The sequence below is a fragment of the Brevibacillus sp. TJ4 genome (assembly GCF_044627595.2).
Classification (GTDB): domain Bacteria; phylum Bacillota; class Bacilli; order Brevibacillales; family Brevibacillaceae; genus Brevibacillus.
Genome location: NZ_CP185865.1, coordinates 1,298,603 through 1,319,068 on the forward strand (window position 1 = coordinate 1,298,603; position 20,466 = coordinate 1,319,068).

20 protein-coding genes and 4 pseudogenes are annotated in these 20,466 nt (G+C 46.5%); 9 read left to right on the forward strand and 15 right to left on the reverse strand.

What is annotated here, in order from left to right; translation table 11 throughout:
- Window positions 1–54 precede the first annotated feature (54 nt).
- Both ACAF76_RS06175 and ACAF76_RS06180 read right to left on the reverse strand, forming a co-directional pair.
- The gene (locus ACAF76_RS06175) at window positions 55–330 is read right to left on the reverse strand and encodes a hypothetical protein (protein ID WP_400164842.1); all 276 of its coding nucleotides are present in this window, start codon (window positions 328–330) and stop codon (window positions 55–57) included.
- A gap of 580 nt (window positions 331–910) precedes the next feature.
- Window positions 911–1,369, reverse strand: coding sequence for a hypothetical protein (locus tag ACAF76_RS06180; protein ID WP_400164843.1), 459 nt, complete (start codon window positions 1,367–1,369; stop codon window positions 911–913).
- Between the two features lie 53 nt (window positions 1,370–1,422).
- On the opposite strand from ACAF76_RS06180, the gene ACAF76_RS06185 reads away from it, so the two are divergent.
- The 6 genes and pseudogenes from ACAF76_RS06185 to ACAF76_RS06210 form a co-directional block, all read left to right on the forward strand.
- A complete protein-coding gene (locus ACAF76_RS06185; RefSeq protein WP_400164844.1) occupies window positions 1,423–2,406 on the forward strand; it encodes a hypothetical protein in 984 nt (327 codons plus the stop codon).
- A 356-nt stretch (window positions 2,407–2,762) separates the two neighbouring features.
- Window positions 2,763–3,884, forward strand: a pseudogene (locus tag ACAF76_RS06190) (IS3 family transposase).
- Window positions 3,885–4,508: 624 nt separating this feature from the next.
- A pseudogene (locus ACAF76_RS06195) lies at window positions 4,509–4,634 on the forward strand (IS256 family transposase); the annotation flags it as partial.
- Window positions 4,635–4,721: 87 nt separating this feature from the next.
- Entirely contained in the window at window positions 4,722–5,963 is a 1,242-nt protein-coding gene (gene istA / locus ACAF76_RS06200; protein ID WP_400162873.1) for an IS21 family transposase, read from the forward strand.
- Window positions 5,960–6,739, forward strand: a complete 780-nt coding sequence (gene istB, locus ACAF76_RS06205; protein WP_421617667.1) for an IS21-like element helper ATPase IstB — start codon at window positions 5,960–5,962, stop codon at window positions 6,737–6,739. The genes istA (ACAF76_RS06200) and istB (ACAF76_RS06205) overlap by 4 nt, the downstream gene beginning before the upstream one ends.
- Before the next feature lie 58 nt (window positions 6,740–6,797).
- Window positions 6,798–7,898, forward strand: a pseudogene (locus ACAF76_RS06210) (IS256 family transposase); the annotation flags it as partial.
- Window positions 7,899–7,926: 28 nt separating this feature from the next.
- Here ACAF76_RS06210 and ACAF76_RS06215 read toward each other — a convergent pair.
- The 4 genes and pseudogenes from ACAF76_RS06215 to istA (ACAF76_RS06230) all read right to left on the reverse strand — a co-directional run.
- Window positions 7,927–8,248 (reverse strand): annotated as a pseudogene (locus ACAF76_RS06215) (transposase); the annotation flags it as partial.
- Between the two features lie 76 nt (window positions 8,249–8,324).
- Window positions 8,325–8,549: a hypothetical protein gene (locus tag ACAF76_RS06220; RefSeq protein ID WP_421617668.1), complete on the reverse strand. Its 225-nt coding sequence runs from the start codon at window positions 8,547–8,549 to the stop codon at window positions 8,325–8,327.
- Between the two features lie 183 nt (window positions 8,550–8,732).
- The gene (gene istB, locus ACAF76_RS06225) at window positions 8,733–9,476 is read right to left on the reverse strand and encodes an IS21-like element helper ATPase IstB (RefSeq protein ID WP_227278642.1); all 744 of its coding nucleotides are present in this window, start codon (window positions 9,474–9,476) and stop codon (window positions 8,733–8,735) included.
- Window positions 9,473–10,981: an IS21 family transposase gene (istA, locus tag ACAF76_RS06230; protein WP_024985261.1), complete on the reverse strand. Its 1,509-nt coding sequence runs from the start codon at window positions 10,979–10,981 to the stop codon at window positions 9,473–9,475. Before istA (ACAF76_RS06230) ends, istB (ACAF76_RS06225) begins: the two co-directional genes overlap by 4 nt.
- Before the next feature lie 125 nt (window positions 10,982–11,106).
- Between istA (ACAF76_RS06230) and ACAF76_RS06235 the strand changes: the two genes are divergently transcribed.
- Window positions 11,107–11,274 carry a DUF7668 domain-containing protein gene (locus ACAF76_RS06235; protein WP_421617669.1) on the forward strand — a complete coding sequence of 56 codons (168 nt, stop codon included), beginning with the start codon at window positions 11,107–11,109 and terminating at the stop codon, window positions 11,272–11,274.
- Window positions 11,275–12,023: 749 nt separating this feature from the next.
- On the opposite strand, the gene ACAF76_RS06240 is transcribed toward ACAF76_RS06235, so the two are convergent.
- The 4 genes from ACAF76_RS06240 to ACAF76_RS06255 all read right to left on the reverse strand — a co-directional run bounded on the left by ACAF76_RS06240 (window position 12,024) and on the right by ACAF76_RS06255 (window position 15,513).
- The gene (locus tag ACAF76_RS06240; RefSeq protein WP_400163068.1) at window positions 12,024–12,542 is read right to left on the reverse strand and encodes a DUF3231 family protein; all 519 of its coding nucleotides are present in this window, start codon (window positions 12,540–12,542) and stop codon (window positions 12,024–12,026) included.
- A 363-nt stretch (window positions 12,543–12,905) separates the two neighbouring features.
- Window positions 12,906–13,262, reverse strand: a complete 357-nt coding sequence (locus ACAF76_RS06245; RefSeq protein ID WP_400163069.1) for a VOC family protein — start codon at window positions 13,260–13,262, stop codon at window positions 12,906–12,908.
- A gap of 230 nt (window positions 13,263–13,492) precedes the next feature.
- Complete coding sequence (locus ACAF76_RS06250) at window positions 13,493–15,019, reverse strand: glycine betaine uptake BCCT transporter (protein WP_400163426.1); 1,527 nt, start codon at window positions 15,017–15,019, stop codon at window positions 13,493–13,495.
- A gap of 98 nt (window positions 15,020–15,117) precedes the next feature.
- The gene (locus ACAF76_RS06255) at window positions 15,118–15,513 is read right to left on the reverse strand and encodes a GyrI-like domain-containing protein (protein WP_400163070.1); all 396 of its coding nucleotides are present in this window, start codon (window positions 15,511–15,513) and stop codon (window positions 15,118–15,120) included.
- A gap of 212 nt (window positions 15,514–15,725) precedes the next feature.
- Here ACAF76_RS06255 and ACAF76_RS06260 point away from each other — a divergent pair, with 212 nt between their 5' ends.
- Complete coding sequence (locus ACAF76_RS06260; protein WP_400163071.1) at window positions 15,726–16,583, forward strand: DNA/RNA non-specific endonuclease; 858 nt, start codon at window positions 15,726–15,728, stop codon at window positions 16,581–16,583.
- Between the two features lie 65 nt (window positions 16,584–16,648).
- On the opposite strand, the gene ACAF76_RS06265 is transcribed toward ACAF76_RS06260, so the two are convergent.
- The 3 genes from ACAF76_RS06265 to ACAF76_RS06275 all read right to left on the reverse strand — a co-directional run bounded on the left by ACAF76_RS06265 (window position 16,649) and on the right by ACAF76_RS06275 (window position 18,412).
- The gene (locus ACAF76_RS06265; RefSeq protein WP_400163072.1) at window positions 16,649–16,996 is read right to left on the reverse strand and encodes a YkgJ family cysteine cluster protein; all 348 of its coding nucleotides are present in this window, start codon (window positions 16,994–16,996) and stop codon (window positions 16,649–16,651) included.
- A 203-nt stretch (window positions 16,997–17,199) separates the two neighbouring features.
- Entirely contained in the window at window positions 17,200–18,006 is an 807-nt protein-coding gene (locus ACAF76_RS06270) for a DUF2935 domain-containing protein (RefSeq protein ID WP_400163073.1), read from the reverse strand.
- A 97-nt stretch (window positions 18,007–18,103) separates the two neighbouring features.
- A complete protein-coding gene (locus ACAF76_RS06275) occupies window positions 18,104–18,412 on the reverse strand; it encodes a hypothetical protein (protein ID WP_400163074.1) in 309 nt (102 codons plus the stop codon).
- Window positions 18,413–18,768: 356 nt separating this feature from the next.
- On the opposite strand from ACAF76_RS06275, the gene ACAF76_RS06280 reads away from it, so the two are divergent.
- The gene (locus ACAF76_RS06280; protein ID WP_400163075.1) at window positions 18,769–18,984 is read left to right on the forward strand and encodes a WYL domain-containing protein; all 216 of its coding nucleotides are present in this window, start codon (window positions 18,769–18,771) and stop codon (window positions 18,982–18,984) included.
- 29 nt (window positions 18,985–19,013) lie between these two features.
- On the opposite strand, the gene ACAF76_RS06285 is transcribed toward ACAF76_RS06280, so the two are convergent.
- Together ACAF76_RS06285 and ACAF76_RS06290 are read right to left on the reverse strand one after the other, a co-directional pair.
- Complete coding sequence (locus tag ACAF76_RS06285; protein ID WP_400163076.1) at window positions 19,014–19,640, reverse strand: LysE family translocator; 627 nt, start codon at window positions 19,638–19,640, stop codon at window positions 19,014–19,016.
- 19 nt (window positions 19,641–19,659) lie between these two features.
- The gene (locus ACAF76_RS06290; RefSeq protein WP_400163077.1) at window positions 19,660–20,433 is read right to left on the reverse strand and encodes a class I SAM-dependent methyltransferase; all 774 of its coding nucleotides are present in this window, start codon (window positions 20,431–20,433) and stop codon (window positions 19,660–19,662) included.
- Window positions 20,434–20,466: the final 33 nt, after the last annotated feature.

Consider the following 20,466-nt stretch of genomic DNA (forward strand, 5'->3'; position numbering starts at 1 on the left):
AGAAGAAAAAGAACATTACTTGCCTCCGCAATAAGTAGCGAGGCAGGATTTTCTTTAATACCGATCTAAGTAGTCCGATGTGTAAATAAACTGCCGCCCACCCGCGATCATGTACCGCTTTAACCGCTCCCTGAACCCCCTGTCCGCTAGTGCCAACTCCACGACAAACGCCTGGGCACTTCCAAGTGATCGATTCCGCTTTGCCCTCCCGTAAAAGATCGGATTGCGAAAGTCGAGATTATCCGCCAACTGTATCAAGTTCCCGTAAGTGACTCGCGAGTGCGTCGATGTCACCCGCGGCAGTTCCACGAAAGTCTCCCCATGATCCATTGCTCTTCTCCCTCTCGTTTATAATTCAAAAATATATGTTAATTAAAACAACATTCAGCACACTGCACACAAACTAATAAGGTTACAGCACATAGCTCTTGTGTTGTAGAAATTATCTATATTTCATTTTGTTAGTTTTACATGGTATATACTACCTACAAAGCTAAATACATCTGGGGAAATCTACAAACGACAATGTTGTCTGTGCTTTTTTGACTGAATGACCCGTTGATCGGGTCATTTGGTATTTCATATGGTGCTGACGATCTAAATTTATGAAAAAAGCAATGCATCTTCTTCAACTAAAAAAGAGGCCTTTGCTTCTATCACAAAGACCCATTCATAGTTACACATCTTGAGTTAAAGGAGATTTCGCTACCAGATAAAGGTGGCGTTCCGACAAGAAAAAATTTAATCTTCGTTGGCCTTTTCTTGTTCTAACCAAAAGCAAGAATCCGTTAGCATCATTAATTTTCAAAAAATGTCATAACATATCATATATTTACACATTTTACAAATTTATGGTAAAAGATTAATGTAATACCATTTTTTGTTAATTAGCGAGGTGAGATCATATGAACTAATTAAGAAGAGAAATCAATTTATTGGCAGCTTCAAGATCAGTTGGATTAGTAGAGAGTATTTCTAAACATTTAATAAACTCTTCTAATTCCTGTGGATTTTCATCAATTGTGGCGTATTTAGAGTTATTAAAGTAGCTTTCTAGCATGTACCCATAGCTACGTACAGTTCTGGCCTCTTTCGTAGATCCTGAAGCAAATGATGTTTTATCCACTAAAGCTTGGACTTTACTAGCATGGGACAATGCATACTCAAATTTACTATTCCAATCTATATTGCGCTTTAATGAGTCACCAACTTCTTTTAAATTATCCTTAAAATCAAAATCGATTTGATTTTGAAGTTGCTCATGAAGTTTTTTTGTATGTTCCATTTCCACCAGACTTGCAATATTGCAAACTATCAAAATCACCACTATAAACGCAAAGACAAGATTTGATCTTTTAAAAATGCTCACAGTTTTCAGCCTCACTTTTTTTATTATGATTATACAATAAATCGGAGGTAAATATGAATAAGTTTTCAAAAATTTTCCTTTTGCCAACTTTATTTGCGTCGTTACTTTTCATTGATAACGGATCAGCTTTTGCAAAATCAACAAATAGTTTAAATGCTTCTGAGATGGACAGATTAAAAAATGTATTTAAATTCTCTGACGAACATATTGCAGATTTAATAGAAGATGGTGAAATTGACGAGTATTTGTCAATGGAGAAACCAGTAGTGAGCAAAAATACGGATTACTTCGAATTGACAGAGGATAAAAGTGGTAAAATAAGCGCTAAAAAGCTCACTAAAAGTGAATTTAAAGAGAAAGTAGAAAAAATGCAGCAAAAAAACAAAAAAAAGGAAAAAAAATCGAAATCAACAGATGGTTTGGTTTCAACAATGGATTACGATATAAACGATGATCATGACTATATTACCTTAGAAACTTGGTTTATTTATGATGAAGAGGACTGGGACGCACAAGCATCTGCACGTTTTGAATTTGCGGATAATAGTTCTTCACTTGGTTTTACCAAAAAACTTTATGACGATTTTCTTGGTATCGGTGTGAGTTCCAATGCGCGACTAAACCGAGGTACGGAAGAATATTATCTGAAGTACAAACTATATGGATTCGATGGCGAATATGATAAGTACGGTAATCCCATTTATGAATGGTATTCTGTTACAAAACGTGATGATTCTGCAGATGTAAGAGATGCAAATGGTTACGGTTTTAATGTAAACTTCCCTAGTTTGGATGATAACAGAAAACAGTACATAAAAAATATTAGGGGGTATATGAAAGTAGAAGTTGAACCTGAGGGAAGATATTGGGACGGCAAAAGATACGATATTTTTAGTCACTATTTACATTTAACGAAAAAAATTAAATTATCATCGCTTGATATCTCATTCGAGGGTGGTGGTGGTATATCCTTTGATTATGAAGATAAAGTAGAAAAAATCACAGGGCATGTCTATGAAAGAATAGATGATCGGTAATCTTTTCTCTGTCAAAGTCCGCAAGTATTTTTTTGAAGTCTTGAACAATACGGGTTCGAGATAAAATATTTCAGGCATTAGAATAAAAATGGAAAGATTCTATTAGGGGATTATCAGCAGGTGTACCTTTAGGGTACATACACATGATAATGCCCTTTTCTTTTTTGATTACAAAATTCGTTTTGTGGAGAAAAGAGAATGATCTGAGAAGCATTTTGAGGCAGGAGGGAATGTAGAGTTAGATAGTTTTCGAAACTTAGGATATATGAAAATTGGATCGGCTACACTGAATTGGACAATTCTCTTAAGGTCTAGTAGATTGAAACCAAATTGATAGGGAACGGAGAGAATATTTCATGGCGAAACGTGAGCGTCGGTCATTTACAGACGAGTTCAAACAGCAGATGGCTCAACTTTATGAGAATGGGAAACCTCACACAGATATTTTGAGAGAATACGATCTGAGTGCTTCTGCGTTTGACCGTTGAGTCAAACAGAGTAGAACTACAGGTTCTTTCAAAGAAAAAGATAACCGAACTGAGGAACAGAATGAACTCCTTGAGCTTCGCAAGGAAATTCAACGATTAAAAATGGAGAACGATATTTTAAAGCAAGCAGCGCTGATCTTCGGACGAAAATAACAGTGATCCGGCAAAATGCACATAAGTACTCTGTGTCTGCCATGTGTACCATCCTCCAGGTGAATCGGAGTACCTACTATTATGAAAATAGTCAGCAGTCATCTAGCGATGATGAGGTGGAACTGGCGATCATCCGTATTTTCGAAGAGAATCAGCGCGTCTATGGAACAAGAAAGATCAAGGCAGTTTTGCAAAAAGAAGGACAGACTGTTTCCAGACGACGCATTGGACGTTGAATGAGGAAGAACGGTCTTGTATCGGCGTATACATTCGCACAGTATAAGCCGAAAAAGTCGCCTTGCAACGAATCGGCTATCCAGAATGAACTAAATCGCGAGTTTACAAAAGATGAACCACTAGAAGCAGCTGTGAGCGATTTGACGTATGTTCGAGTCGCAAACAAATGGCACTATATCTGTCTGCTTGTGGACTTATTCAATCGAGAGATTATTGAGTATAGCTGTGGAACCAATAAAGATGCCGCGTTCGTCTACCGGGCTTTGCAAGTGAAAAGGAGATTTGCGTCAGATTCAGCTTTTTCACACGGATCGTGGTAGCGAGTTCGCCAATCGTACGATTGGTGATGTCATTCGTACATTCAACATCAAGCGCTCTTTGAGCATGAAAGGCTGCCCATATGATAATGTTGTAGCAGAGGCAACTTTCAAACTGATCAAAACGGAGTTTGTTAAGAATCGACAGTTTGAATCACTCACCCAGTTGAAGCAAGAATTAGGGGCATATGCAAAATGGTTTAACGAAACAAGGAATCATTCAACATTGGGCTATTTAAGTCCACTTGTTTACAAACAGGAGGCACTTAAGGAATCTGTCTAGTTTGGTGTTGACAGTCCAAATAGAGATAGACGATGAAAAGATCAAGGAGTCTTGCAGAGTAAGGATTCGGGAGTTAGTTAGCCAAGTAGAAAATGAGATGATATATTGGGACAGAAAGGAATTGTTAAGAAGGAGAAGAATGTGCTGGAACATGATTCAAACTCAATTTTTTCACGACCCGCGTTTTCCAAAGTACAAAGTGGGGAGCAAATGGTATTTTCCCGCGAAAGATACTAGCGCATTTTTGGAACATTGGATAAAGGAACAATCTCGTAATTGAACCTCTGACAACGCCTTTGACAACCAATTTGACAACGCACTAAAGTAAATTATGTAAATGTATTTCATCTCAAATCAAGAAAAACCGCAGTATAATGCGGTTTATGCAGTCTGATGAACCAGCAGAAATCTTATCGATCAAATTGACAGGGTGGGGGTCGCTGGTTCGAACCCAGTCCGGATCACCATACGTAAGAAGCTGAAACCCCTTGGTAGACAAGGGGTTTTTGATTTTTATTTTCCTTATATCACCGTTGAGACCGGTGGAATTCTATAAACTATTTTGTGTAAACTCCTAACCTTCAAATAGAGTACAATGAATTCAAAGAAAGGTTGGGAGAGCCCATGAGCCTGATGTCCAAAGAGCAACTCAAGCAGTGGATCAAGGAAAAGAACATGCAATCGGTGGACGACGTGCAATTGGCCCTGAAGGAGTTGTTTGCCGAGACTCTTCAGGAGATGCTGGAAGCGGTGTCAAAATCGGTTGTAAAATCCCCAATATCAGCGGTTTAAAATTCCCCAGAAAAAGCCGACATACTCTCCGGGAGGAGAGTAAATATGGTGAAGAATGGGGAGTTTTTTGTGATCAAAGAAATGCGTCTGAAAGGTATGAGTATTACCCAAATTGCTGAAGAAATGGGACGGGATCGAAAAACGATTCGAAAATGGCTCCTGAAAGAAACGCCAGAGAGCTATCCTTCTCGCAAACCACGTCCCAGCAAGTTGGATCCCTTCAAGGATTTCATCCGTACTCGAATGTCTGAGGGCTGTCAAAATGCCCGCATCATCTTCGAAGAAATAAAAGCCCGCGGCTATACCGGAAAGGACACCATCTTACGAGACTTCATGAAGCCGCTGCGCCCCCACTTTCGTTCAAAAGCAACTGTGCGTTACGAAACGAAGCCTGGACAACAAGCGCAAGTAGATTGGGGACATTTTCGAGCAAATGTCAACGGAAAACAAAAGCGTCTTTACGCTTTCGTCATGGTGCTGGGTTATTCACGCATGATGTATGTAGAATTTACCGAGGACGAAAAACTGGAAACACTCATCGGTTGTCATCTTCGGGCTTGGCAGTACTTTGGGGGTGTGCCTCAAAGTTGTTTGTACGACAACATGAAAACAGTTGTTTTTGGTCGAGATGACAATGGTAGGGTGATCTGGAACGAGCGTTTCGCCCGCTTTGCCAGCCACTATGGGTGCAAACTGCTGAGCTGCAAGCCCTATCGGGCTCGAACGAAGGGAAAAGTGGAGAGTGGGGTGGGTTATCTCAGAAAGAACTTTTGGCCTCGCATCGGCACTTTTACCGGGCTGCAAGATCTCAATCAACAAGTACGCTTTTGGCTGGACACCGTTGCAAATTGTCGCCTTCACGGAACCACCCATCAAATGCCGAATGAACGATGGAAAGAGGAAGACCTCCAACCTTTGAACCTCGTGCCTTTTGCTGTTGTGGACCGGCATTACCGGAAGGTGATGAGTGACGCTTATGTTTCTTTTGAAGCCAATCGTTACTCTGTTCCATGGGAGCACATCGGTCGAGTAGTAGAAATTCAAGATGAGAAAAATGGAGTCTTGCGATTTTATTGCAATGGCCATCTTATCGCGGAACACCCCAAACAGTGGGGGCGTCATCAGACCGTAAGCATAAAAAAACACTTCGAAGGAATTCGCACATCTACGAGCAAACCGGTTCCCCAACCTACACCCCGTTATATGGCGAATTCAACACCCGAAGTGTTGGAACGCTCTCTCACGGCGTATGAAGAACTGGCGGAAGAAGAGGTGACGCTGCAATGATCTTGCAAGAACGCCTGTTGGAAGCGTCCCGACATTTTGGATGGGTACGCATCCCCGAGATCCTCCACGATCACGCCGAAGAAGCATCCAAACACAACATATCGTATTTGGAGTTTTTGGACAAGCTTTTACAGGAGGAATTAGCCGCTAAATACGAACGATTTTTGCATACAAGAACGCGATTAGCACGGCTTCCGTTCAAAAAAACACTAGATGAATTTGATTTCTCTTTCCAACCCTCCATCGATGAAAGACGTATCCGTGACTTGGCGACTCTGGGTTTTATCGAGCATCAGGAAAACCTCATCTTCTTGGGCCCACCCGGTGTTGGTAAAACTCATTTGGCCGTTGCGCTTGGATTGGAAGCAATCAAGCAACGCTATACGGTTTATTTTATCACCGCCCACGATCTGGTGCAGTCGCTTCAGACGGCCCATGGCAATCGCACGATTGCCCAAAAAATCCGCGCGTTCACCAAACCAGATTTGTTGATTATCGATGAGATTGGTTACCGCAAAATGGATGAAACCGCTGCTCACTTCTTTTTTCAGATTGTATCCGAACGATATGAAAAAGGTTCATTGATCTTGACTTCAAACAAATCGTACGGAGCCTGGGGAGAGATTTTCGGAGATACCATTTTGGCCACTGCGATTCTGGACCGACTTCTTCACCATTCCAGTACGATCAATATCAAAGGGGAGAGTTATCGCATTAAGGAAAAGAAAAAAGCAGGTTTCTTCCGACCAGAGCCTGCTGAAGTAAACAACCAGTAGCGACAAAAATGGGGGATTTTCAACCGATAGTTTTGGGGAAAATTAAATCGATATTGACAAAGCGGAACTGGAGACGTCTCTTGGCTACGCCAAGCACGACACGAAAAACAAGAAAACCACCAATAGCCGGAACGGCTACAGCAAGAAAAAGGTGCGTTCCGAGTACGGCGATGTGGACATTCAGGTACCGCGTGACCGGGCCAGTGAGTTTGAGCAGACCATCGTCAAAAAGAACCAAACGAACGTGACGGGTATCGAAGACCAAATCATTGCCATGTATGCCAAGGGTGTTTCTACCCGCGACATTCAGGATCACCTGCAGCAGCTCTACGGCATCGAGGTTTCTCCTACCCTCATCTCCAACGTGACCAACAAGATCGTCCCGCTGATCAAAGAATGGCAAAACCGTCCCTTGCAGGCGGTATACGCAGTCGTGTTCCTGGATGCCATTCACTTCAAGGTGAAACAAGACGGTGCCATCGTCAACAAAGCCGCCTACATGGCCATTGGCATTGACTTGGAAGGCCACAAAGATGTACTTGGCATCTGGATCGGGGAAAATGAATCGGCAAAGTTCTGGCTTCATGTCTTAAACGAGTTGAAAAACCGGGGCGTGCAAGACATCCTCATCACCTGCGTGGACAATCTTCGCGGCTTCTCCGAAGCCATTTCCGCTTGCTATCCCATCACGGAAATCCAGAAGTGTATCATCCACCAGATTCGCAACTCGATCAAATACGTTTCCTATAAAGACATCAAGAAAATCACATCGGCCCTGCAGCCGATTTATAAAGCGGCCACGGAAGAGGCCGCCTTGGAAGAACTGAATCAATTCGAGCAAACGTGGGGACAAAAGTACCCCCTTATTGTCCGTTCCTGGCGTACGAACTGGGCGGAAATCTCCACCTTTTTCAAGTACTCACCCGAGATTCGCAAACTGATCTACACAACCAATGTCATTGAGAGCTACCATCGCCAACTGAGAAAGGTCACCAAAGGAAAAGCCATTTTTCCTACAGACAAAGCCCTGCTCAAAATGCTCTACCTGGCAACCATGGATGTGTTACGAAAGTGGACGGGGAGAGTTCAGAACTGGGGCCAAATTCTGTTACAACTGTCCGTTCAGTTTCCGGAGCGAGTTCAACCATATCTCCTCTGAGCCTAACGGCTATTGGAGTTTACACAAAATCATTGACAGACCCGACCGGTGCATTTTTTCGTGTTGGGGACAGGCTTTGATTTTCGCCCCCTGCTACATTGGACGGGTGTTTCTTTACGATAGCAGGCTCAAATTCTTCCTCACGATCACGTGGGACTTGAATGTCCACCTCGCCATACTCGGAGGAACGGACAGTCTACTTTATCCGTTACGGTCATTGGTTACCCGCTTGTTTTTCATGTCATGCTTTGCGTATCCAAGAGAGGACTCCACCTCAGCTTCGAGCATTTCTTGGATCGTTTCAGCAAACAATCTTTCAGGGTTGACTGTACGTCGTGAACAGACATCATATTTTTCTCTTTGATTCATTGCTTGTTTCTGCTCTGTAGAACATGATAATAAACTCCCAACCTTACTACATTATCTTTACTTACTGGCTAATCGTTTCTGTCTCACCCAGCTATTCCAATATTGTACTTCCTCTACACCTTCTCCAATTGACTGAATTTTGCCAGTACAATATTCGCATACTAAATAATGATCTTCTTGACTAATAATAGAGCATTCTTTCTTGGTTAATTTAACCAATTCCCATAAATAAAAAAAATTTCCACAATGATCGCATGTTACTATATCATTATCGCCTGCCATTTAATAGTCCCCCTTATCTTTTAGAGAAGCAATCATCTATACGGTACAACAGATCATTGCTAGCACTCAGCAAAATGTCAAATGATGTGAATGTCAACCAAAATGTTGACCACAGTGCTCATCAAAAAATTGACCACCATGGCAAAAATCAATCCACCCGTCGGGTGGGTAACTTTTTCATGATCACGATCTTTGAATGCTCTGTTTAAAGCGATAACTGTCCCCATTCATTGCAAAGATGTGGGCACGATGGGTAAGCCGATCAACCAGGGCTGACGTCATTTGCTCATCTTTGAAAATCTGTGTCCATTCCGTAAATTCCAGATTACTGGTAATGATCATGCTTCCTTTCTCATAGCGGGCCGCACAAAATTGGAATAATAACTCCGCCCCGGTCCGACTGAGAGGGACAAACCCGACTTCATCCAAAATAATCAAATCTGTTTTCAACCATTGCCTCTCTAGCTGGAGAATTCGCTTTTGGGACTGAGCTTCCATAAGCTCATTGCATATTTTAGCGGCAGTCCAAAACTGGACGGAATAGCCATGATGGCAAGCTTCCTTCCCGAGTGCAATGGAGAGATGAGTTTTGCCAGTGCCAGAGTTTCCGATAAACATGATGTTCTCTGTCTTTTCGATGTACTCACAGCGAGCCAGTTGAAGCAATTTGGGCTTGTTGAGAGACGGAATGGCTGAGAATTCAAATTGATCGATCGTTTTCATAGAAGGGAATTTGGCATGCTTGATGCGACTGGCGATTTGGTTAGCATCCCTTTGCTGAACTTCTTGCTCTAGTAGGGCTAAGAGGAACTCCTCGTAGGGAATTTGCCGTTCAGCAGCATCATGGGCAATTTCCTTATAGACACGTTTAATCGCAGGTAAGCGAAGGCGTTTCGCATAGGTTTCAAGCAAGAAACTCGTACTCAATGAACCACACTCCTTTTCTGTAACAAACGATTGTACTGGCTAAGATCTGGGGCCTTTACCTGAATACGTGGAACAGAGCTATCCTCCACCAACGAGAGTTGGGGTAGACGGTGTTCCGGCAATGTTCGCTGAAACAATAATTGCCTTACGGCATCATATTGGAACATCCCTTTTTGGCAGGCCTCCTCCAGTGCTTCTTCGACAAGAGAAGTATCGAATTCACGGTGCAAAAGCAAGAGTCGAACGAACTCCTTCATCCCTCCTGGTCGGTTGCGGCACTTGTCCAAGAACTTTTGGTAAATGGCGGGTAATCCTGCCTGATGCAATGGTCTAGCATAAAGAACTGCTCCTGGACGAATAAGAAGTAAATCCAGATAATGATCGTATTGCAAAATCTCCTTTCCCTTTTCCAAACACCGCTCATGCGTCGCAATCAGGCTTTTTCCGTGATACACCTCAACTTTTTCAGCAAACACTCGGCAAGTAAGCTGGGTCGATGCATAGGAAACGGGGACGGAATAGGCATTTTTCTCAATGTGGATCATGGATAGCGTATTGCTTTTCACGGGTACAACACGGAAACAATCCAATGGCCGTGGAGGCAATGGAAGCATGATAGGCAACTCTTGAGCAAATGCTTCTCCAACCGTTAGTGAAGACCTTGGAACGGTTGTATTCTCGTAAGAGATACATTTTTCGAGGAGGATTTGATTGAGCTCCTCCAGAGAAGAAACACTGGGTACAGGGGTAAAAAATTGCCTCTGAGCAAACTGTACGAGGTTTTCCACCTGGCCTTTTTGATGCCCTTTTCCGGGATCACAGAAATAGCTTTCAAACAGGTAGTGGGCACGTAGCTGAGTAAATCGCTCTTGTTCCTCGCGATTTTTACCCTCCAATACCTTCTTAACGGCTGTTGTCAGGTTGTCGTATGTGATGACTTGGGGAACAGCACCGAAAAATTCAAAAGCATCTACATGACCTTGGAGAAGAGCCTCTTGCTTCTGATGAGCAAATGTTTTGATAAAAATCTTTCTGCTGTATGTGCAACGCATACAAAAGACTTGAACCTTTACTTGTTTCCCTTGTAAATGAACCGTAACCTCACCCCAGTCAAATTGAGCAAAGCGCCCTGGCGGGAAATCGAGAGGGACAAATGCTTTAGGGGGAGAAACCCGCAACTCTCTGACGTAGCGTCGTACAGTAGATTCACCGCCGGTGAATCCATGTTCGTCAACGAGTCTCTGGTAAATGCGTTTGGCAGTATGACGCTGCTTCGGGGGAGCTTGTTCATCTTGATGCAGCCACTCCAAGATGATGGGCTTGACAGAATCAATGACTGGCTTTGGCTTCGGTTTTGAAAGCTGATACACAGGAATCTCAGAGGATTTCAAAGCCTTTCGTATCACTTGACGGGAATAGCCGGTCTCTCGAGAAATTTGGCGAATCGACTTTCCTAGCAGAATGTGTTGTTTCCTGATAAACTCGTAATTAGCCATCTGAAGCATTTCCTTTCCTCCTATATCTTGTGGTCCGACAACTTCAAGATACAGGAAAGAGGTGCTCAGGTGGTCAACTTTTTTATGAGCAATGTACCACTAGGTGGTCAATTATTAGATTAGCATTCACAAGTGTGTATAGCCAAGAATCTTTTTACCACTTTACAGATGGAAGCGGAATTTGCTACGAATATGCCTTGACGACAGATGGCGAACCCAATGACCTAACCCTCAGTATCGAGTTTCGTTATGAAGGAGAATACATGAAAGTCATATTTGAAAGTGGGCTAACTGTACTTTGATGGCATACGAGTTTTCCGTGTACATCGCCATCATGGGTGTGTAGGCCCGTGCGTCGGCCGGACATCGCGGAATGGTGCGGCCTCGGCCGGAACAGCAAAGAGGAGTATTGCGAGCTACATTATGGAGATAACAACCTTTTTCATGCATGACCTCCAGAATTCTATATAGTAGGCTGAATCGTCTGATCAACCGAAATACAATTTCCGCTCCTTCGCAGAAAGCGGCTGCCCTTCCTGGGCAATTCGCGGATCTGCCGTCATCATTTCCCATACCCGCTTGGAAGCATCAATCAACCTTTCTTGCACTGATAAAAGGTTTCAGCCCCGTCAGCCAGGTTCGTGTTGCATCGATCAGACTGAGTAGAGGAACAGTGAACCTTTTGTTAGTATAAAAGGAAAACAGTTTTCATGGAAAGGTGTTGTTGGGGTGAACGAGATGATACTTGTATCCATATTGGCGTTCCTGTTTGTGACCTACAAACTCATCAAGGTATGTAAAACCCCGGGAGTGCCCAAAAGCAATAAAATAGTTGCTTGGTCTTTATACGGGGTTTGCATCGCCGCATTGGTTTTTGCAAATAGTATTGCTATATAGTTTCGCGCGCACATCTTACCATAAACCCCATGTGATGTGAGATACATGAGTCACCATGGGAACGTGCTACGCTCTAGACAAATCGGAGGGAAGTTTCCACTTTCGGCAGAAAAAAAGCAAGCACCGCCCAAATGAGCAGTGCTTGCGGATGTTGTCAGGCATGCACGGGTTCGCGAACTTCCAGGTGAAGCGGTGGAGGGACGAGCCATCCTTTTTCTTTGTTGATACGGAGAAGGCGTCCGGCAGCCTGGGCTTTGGACGTGTGGAACTGACCAAACATCATGGCGATGTCTTCGCGAATGGATTGCCCCATGATCTGACTACATGCCACCAATCCGGCAGCGAGGTCTTTTGACACACCGGCAGCGATCTCAGGGTCGTTAAAACGTGCCCCGACCGGAATGCTCTCCAAAGGCGCTACCGGACGTTCTGGTGCGGTAGGCGGAGGAGCGATTCCATTTGCCTTCAATACGTTTTCGACTTGCTGAATTTCTTGCTTCATTCCTTGCGTAAGGTCTTCGAGAAAATTCTTCAGGTCCTGGTCGCCGGTATGGTTGATAAATGTTTGATACCCCACCAGTTGGCCTTTTGCGGTTGCGAGATAGCTCCATGCGCCAAACACTTCACCATAGTGCATCGGTTCATTTTGGGGATTGCCGCTTAAAATTCCCATTAATATCCTCCCAGTACTCATAAAAGTTTTTATATCCATGCGGGTTCTCCTATTGGTTTGATGTAACCCACTGATATGGTTTGCCGGGGAGGGGATTGTTATACGTGTAAGAAGGAGGAGCAGGCGAGACCCCCTTTTTGCAGAGACGTTGTTCAGGAAAGGGTTGGAGCGTCCAGTCCGGTTTGCCTGTGCTGATCTCGGGGCTTTGTGTACAGCGTTGCACAGAGGGGCTGGAACTGGACGAAAGGGGGCGTAAACACGCAGCCTGAACGCTCATAGGGGCCCAGGATGAAGTGGACAAGAGGTTCACGTTGTCGCGTTCCCGTGGAGCTAAACAGAAGGTTATCGAGGCTTGTGGATCATCTAGCACTTGCATACCATCAATACATTTCCGTCCGGATCTTGAAAAGTAAACCAGTGACCATGCTCGATGTCTGTGAGGATGGTCACATCTTTTTCCTTCAAATCCGCATACGCGGCGTCTATATCATCGGTATTGAAGTGAAACAGCGGTGTCTCGCGGCGGGACTCTTCCCGGTATATTTTACTGTCCAGCACCAATTGGGTACCGCTTTCCATCGGTATGCAATACAGGTGACCGAACTGGATGTCCCCTTCGATTGGCAGGTCAAGGATGGCGCTATACCAATCCCGTGCTCGTTCAATGTCGCGTACCGGAACGAAGACAGCCCCGATCTGATTGCTGATGGTCCGTTTCATACAATCTTCCTTCCCAGAATAGAGTAGTATCCCTTTCGATTCGATGTTTCCGTTATCCTTTTTTTATACGGATTGTTTTTGGAAATATCTGAATACATCGTCCGCGAAGGAACGAAAAAAGTGTGAACCGAGTCCGCTGAATAGGGAAATGGCTCATCACATAAACATGTCGAGGCCCACAGGAACGACACGGGAGCATGTCTTTCTTGTGGGCCATCTGTGCTCTGCAACTACTTTTCCTGCTCCAGCAGCTTGTCCAGTTTCTTCTGACGCTCTTTGGCGGCTTTGCGAAACACCCGTTCTTCTGCGGCCAAAGCCTTCCGCAGCGAGACGCACATCAAAATCATAATAACGGTAAATGGCAGTGCCGCAACAATCGAGGCGGTCTGGAGCCCTTGCAAACCACCGCTTAACAACAAAACGACGGCAATGAGCGCCTGCAAAATCCCCCATGTCAGCTTCACTTTTGTGGATGGATCGAGATTGCCTTTCGTCGAGAACATCCCCAGCACGAACGTGGCGGAGTCCGCAGAGGTGATAAAGAACGTAATGATCAGCAGTGTCGCCAGAGCGGAGATGATCGTCCCCAGCGGCAAATGCTCAAGCGTGATAAACAGCGCCGAAGTGATATCTTCCTGTACCGCTGTGCCGATCGGGATCTTGTCGAAAATTTCAAAGTACAGTCCCGTCCCTCCAAATACCGTAAACCATACACAGCTTAGCAAACTGGGAACAAGCAACACACCGATGACGAACTCCTTGATCGTTCTGCCACGGGAGACCCGGGCGATAAAGGTGCCGACGAACGGCGCCCAGGCAATCCACCATGCCCAGTAAAACAGCGTCCAGTTGGTCACCCACGGATTTTGCGAAAAGGGAGTCAGCTGCAGGCTCATCTGAATCAGATTTTGCAGATAGCTTCCCAAGGTGGTCGTGAAGTTTTCAAAGAGAAAAGCAGTAGGACCAAACAATAGCGTAAGCACCAGCAATCCTGAGGCTACGAGCAGGTTGGAGTTGCTAAGCACTTTGATTCCCCGATCCAGTCCTGTCGTGGCAGAGACCAGGTACAAAACGGTCGTCACGGCGATAATAATGATTTGCACAGTGGTATTGTGGGGGATGTTAAAAAGGTGCGTCAAGCCACCATTGATCTGCAAGGTTCCCAAGCCGAGGGAAGTCGCAACGCCGAACGCTGTAGCGATAATCGCCAAAATATCGATCAGATTTCCAATCGGTCCGTTGACTTTTTCCCCGATGAGCGGGCTGAACGTAGCCGAAACGAGTCCGGGAGCTCCTTTGCGGTATTGAAAATAGGCCAGGACCAAAGCGATGACGGAGTAGATCGCCCACGGATGCAAGCCCCAGTGAAAAAACGAGTACCGCAGGGCAGCACGAGCTGCATCTGCTGTTCCGGCTGGAATACCCAGTGGCGGGCTGTAGTAATGGGACAACGGTTCGGCGACGCCCCAAAACACCAGACCGATTCCCATCCCGGCGCTAAACAGCATGGCAAACCACGTAAAGCTGGAGTATTCCGGCTCATCATCATCGGAGCCGAGACGGATATGTCCGTACTTGCTAAAAGCGAGATAAATACAAAAGATCAAAAAACCGAAAGTAACGAGTAAATAAAACCAGCCAAAAGTGCTTGTGGTGAAACCAAGTGCTGCTGTCGCGGTGTCCGACAAATGGGCAGGAGCAACAATTCCCCACAGTACGAACAAAATCACAATGATGATGGACACATAAAAAGTAATCATGCTGGCCTCCTGTATCATCAAACCAAATCGTTAGAGCTAGTTTGTGAACAGGGAGGGAATACCATTCATTTGTTTTTGGCCGGCGGAAAGGAGCATCACTTGATGGCAATGTGGATCTCGACGTCTCCGTTCGGGTAGTATTTTTCGAAGTCATAGGAGTACGCCCGCTGCAAGGAGCCGTTCCTTTCCAACTCCCAGACTTTGCTCCACGCCTTGATCATTCCCTGCTCGTCAGAGGTGTCTACCTGAAATACCGTATAGGATTCTGCCGGGATGACGAGAGAGTCTTCTGCGATCGGCTCTTCGACGGCGACACGCAAGGAATAGTCCCCGGTATAGTCGCTTTCATAGTCGGAATAGACGCCATACACGATGCCTTGCCAGTTTTCCAGCTTGCGTGATGCCTCTGTCCACAGCGTCTGAATCTTTTGCACCATGTTCTCGTCTTGAAAATTGTTCGTGCGAATGTCGTTGAGTACATACAGTTTCATTGTCCATCATTCCTTTGCTGTATATCGATAAAAACAGCTACATGTCAATAATAGAACATTTGTTCGAATTTGGCAAATCGTTACAGTGGTACGTTTCAGCCAGCGGTTTATGACCAACGACCCACAGGATTCGCAGAAGGGCATGCAGAAAAGGAAAGGCAATACGTGCCACAACCGCTTCACATTCCATCTGACAGGGGGATGATCTGGCTATGGCGTACGATCCTTTTTTCCTGGGCGACACGCACGAGGTACCTTTGCCGGGGCTAGTCGGCAAAACGGCGGAAGAAGCGCTGGAAAGTGGACGGGTATACGATTTCACGCATTTTTCCATCGCGATGAACAAACGGCGGCGATTCGCCATCTTTTCTGCTGCCTGTGTGGACGAAAGCCGTTTTCTCCAGGTCCCGCGGGACAACAAATCGTGGCATTTCGATGACCGTATCGGCAAGGAAAACCAGGTAGGAGCGGAGTTTTATGCGAACAATGAGTATGATCGCGGGCATTTGACCCGCAGGAAGGACGTCTGCTGGGGCGAGCGGCAGGAAGCGGAAAAAGCCAATTACGACTCCTTCTGCTACGCCAACATCGCCTTGCAGCATCATCGTTTTAATACAGGGATCTGGAACTGCCTGGAAGACTGGATTCTCGACAGTCTGGACAACGACAAAAAAATGATCGTCATCACCGGTCCGATTCATAAAGAGAGCGACGAAGAGTATTGCGGCGCAAACGGCAAGCCAGGCTGCGGCATTACGATTCCGTTTGGGTTTTGGAAAATGGTCTGTTACGCCGATCGGCAGCAGGCGCTCACCTGCCTGTCTTTCCTCATCCGCCAGGGCCCGGATCATCCAGCAGAAACGTGTGCGTACCAGCGATGGGAGACGTATCAGGTGCCGCTTGCGACGATTGCCGAAGAGGCGGGTCTTGCGTTTGTCGAGCAGTTGCACGCTGCCAATCCGCTGTCGTTTCAACCAGGTGATCCGCGCTTTGTTCACCATGAGCTGGCGGTGGAAAAGCAGCTTATTGCACAGCCGTCCGATATTGTGATGAGCCGCGATTCGAAATAGACCCTAATTGACGCAACCCGTCTCTTTATGCACAGAAGGCGGGTTGTTGCTTTTGTCCTTCCAGTCTACGAAAAGTCTTTCCACGTAAAATCAATGCTGAGATAGCCGACCGGCTTTTCTCTAAGCGGGACGTTTTCCTTGGTAGCCAGCTGTGGCTTGCGGAAGCAGACGAGCTCCTTGTAATAGCCAAAAGCCCGGCAGATACCCGGTCGTACGGCGTGGATGCCGCAGCGGTCATTGTCCTGGTCGTAAAAGATGCACGTTCCAAACAGTCTGTGCTGCTTTTGCAACGCGGCTCGCATGTTGCGCGGCATGGCTTTTACTTTTTTTCGTATTTGTTTGAACTCTTTCTCTGTGATCGGGACGGGGCCGCAGCACAACCCTTTGCAGCCTTGGCAAGGCAAACTTTCCATGCAAAACACCCTCCTCGCTATGTCGCAGACAAATTGAAAAAACAAAAAAGCTACCATGCATGGCAGCTCTTCGCGACATTGATTCATTCGATTTTTTTGCATCAGGCAGTTTTTGCGTGTATCCTGCATCGACGTGCCAAAAGACGGATTTTTCATCTTCTACCATTATTATAGCACGTTTTCAGGGCGCGTGTCCGCTCTGTTTATTCCACCCTTGGTCTGGTCGGGTAGCAGTCCGGCACGGTGACGTCGGAGACCTCGGATAATTTCATCAGGTAGTAGCATTCTTCGCGTGACATGTGATCGGCCATCAAGGGGGTGAGTACGCCCAACAGTTCGTTGCTCATCCGCATTTCTTCCAATTCGTGCAGGAATCCCTGGAACAGCTTGATCTCCATTTCGGTCTGGTGATGGAAGCGCGACAGAGCGGGGAAATGCTGCAGGTTCGTACGCAGGTAGCCAGCCAGTTCGACTGCCTTGATGAAGAAATGTTCGAATTGAGTCGTGAACCGTTTGCTCTTTTGCTGCGTGTCGTGTTCAACCATGTCGAGCAGAGCGGTGATCGTAGCAGCATGACCGGCTGCATCGGGGAGCCACAGGAGATGTATGTCGATCGGATGCTCGGGGGCAAGCGGTTTGCCTGACTGGAAGGCTTCGAGAATCCGCTGGTATTCCTCTAGCTCATTGACCATGTGGTTGAGAAACGTCGGAGAGAGGCTGAGCGAGATTTTTCCTACGAGATGTCTTTCCAGAAGATGCAGCTTGAATTCCCGCAGGTTTTCGACCTGCACGCACGCCCGATGGTGGAGATCGTACACTTCCTCAGGGGACAGTTGTTTACGCGCGTACTCCAGCAGGTCATCGAAAGCATTGATAAAGTAGTGCGCCCGTTCCACTTCGGCCTGTTCGTGGGGGCCGAGCGACTCAAAAATAAAGCGGCCGTGATCGCCGAGCACTTGCAACCAGAAACGGTGTTCAAACAGGATGTTTTCGCGTATGTCGTTATTCACCTTGTTCCCTCCTTGCTAACACTTCAGCATATGTCACGATGCCCAGAGAGGTGTGAGTGCTTTCCAAAAATTCACTTCACAGGGAGGTACTTTCTCATTAAAAAGGAAAAGCGAGTTCAATATTGCGTTCGCGATACAATTGTTCAGCGCGGCGCTTGATCCTGCTGCTCTCAAGAAAGCAAGTTGAGCAATCGCTGATTTGCGTCTCGCATTCATCGATAATAATCCAATGATACGACGGCTTGCCGCCATCCTCGTTTCGTTGCAGACGCAAGTAGTGGTCAACAATTTCCTGAAAAATGATGTCGTGGTGTCGCTTGGAATGAATGATATAACCGTTTTCTTTTTGGTAGTCCCATTGTTTTTGCTTGACGTTCATTTCGTACCCACATTCGGGACATTTCATGCTCGATCCCTCCATGAAGACAGACCCCGGTACTGTGCCTTATCGCGTGGTTAATGCCCAATGTAATGGTTCTCGTCGTCGGAAAACAAAATCTCAGAGCCCAACCAAATCACGGCGGCTATGATACATACGTATACCCATCTGGCGAACAGGGACTTCGAGTGAATGATACAGATCCACCCGGTCAATAGGGTCAAAAGGATAAACGCCATATGGAAGATCACTCCTTTTCTTCGAATACGCACCACAATGCTTTGCGGTTACAAATCCAAAAAATGGGGGAGTGATCCGACTTGAATTGCGAACGAATGTTTGGTTATAATACAAACAAATGTTCTTGTTCGGAGGCGAACATCATGGTAAAAGAGCTTCAGCGCGCAGTAAGCCGTCATCAGGATATACAAATCATCTACATGGGCAGCGCAGGCCAGACGACCCAGCGCACGATCCGGCCGCTTGCGATCAGCGGCGGCAAGCTGAAGGCGTACTGTCTTACGCGAAGGGCACCACGCGTTTTTCTCATCGACAACATTCTCGCCGTCCAGCTCGTCATCAATCAGCAAGTCGTCTGATGGCAATACGAGGCGCATCAGGACACAGGCTACCGGCTTTGCAGAGCTACCTTTACGCCCAGACCGATATAAATCGCACCTGCCATTTTGCCGCTCCAACGGCCGAGCCAGTTCAATCGCTTCGTGACTTTCCCAAGCAGAGTCATACTCAAGGCGATGCCGGTCGTATAGGTAATGCTCATCAGCACAAAAATCATGCCCAGCACCATGAACTGCACCAGCGCCGATCCTTGTTCGGGATGGACAAATTGCGGCAAAAACGCCAGGAAGAACAGTGCTGTTTTCGGATTGAGCACCTCGACGAGGATGGCTTGTCTGTACGTTTGCAATGGCGTGGCCGAGGCAGCTTTCGGAAGGGTCGGGTCAGCAGGTTTCTCCAGAATCGCCCGGATGCCAAGGTACACCAGGTAGGCTGCACCAGCATACTTGACGATGTTAAAGGCAGTCGCGGAGGTCACAAGAATTGCGGAAAGCCCGGCTGCGGCAAACAGGGTGTGGATAAAATCGCCCGTTGCAATCCCCAAGCCGGTCAGCATCCCTGCTTTTTTCCCGCCTTGCATTGTGCGGGTCGCGGTGAGCAGCACAGCAGGACCCGGTATCAAAAAAAGCCCCAGTACAATCACGACAAATGTAGTTAAGGTAGCAGCGGAGAACATGGAATATGCTCCTTCCCATTCATTCCTTTTCTGCGAGGACCATCCAACCGTCGATTTGCACGGAGCGGATCTCGCCGTTTTCAGTCTGGACCGAGAAGTAGTCCACGACAGGAGGCTCAGCGCTCAATACGTGGTCAATGACCGCTTGTACCTGTTCGTCGGACTCTGTCGTGCGGCGCACCCAGACGGGAAAATCGTATGTCTTTTTGCTGCTTTCTTCTTTCACGACGGCCAATCGGTTGTCCGCAAACCAGCCTTTCCATTCCGCGAGTGTATAGCAGCGGCCGTGGCTGTGATCGCGCAGCTTTTCCATCGTATTGACAAATTGGTCCAGCACCGGGTCCTGCGGCGCGACGTTGTCGATCAGCACGAATTTGCCGCCCGGCTTCAAGACCCGGCGGACTTCCTTGACAAAGCGGTCGGGATGCGGAAAATGATGGGCTGCGATCCGGCAGGTAACGAGATCGAAGACGCTATCGAGAAAGGGAAGCTCCTCGGCATCGGCTACCACGTAAGCGATGTTGTCGCAGCTTGGGGCCAAATGGTTGCGTGCCGTTGCGAGCATTTCCCGTGTCAGGTCTGTTGAGAAAACCTGCTGCACGTACGGGGACAAGGTTTTGGCGACATGTCCGCCGCCTGTCGCCACATCGAGCGCAGTCCAGTCGCTTTGCGGCTGCAGCCACTCCACCATTGTCTGCAAGTCACTGCCTTTTGCATGAGAGACGCTGGTTACGTACTTTTCCGCATTTTTGGCAAATTGCTGCTTCACTTTGTCCTTGATCTGTTCTTCCATTATACATCTCTCCTTTTGTTTGTTTCCCGTATC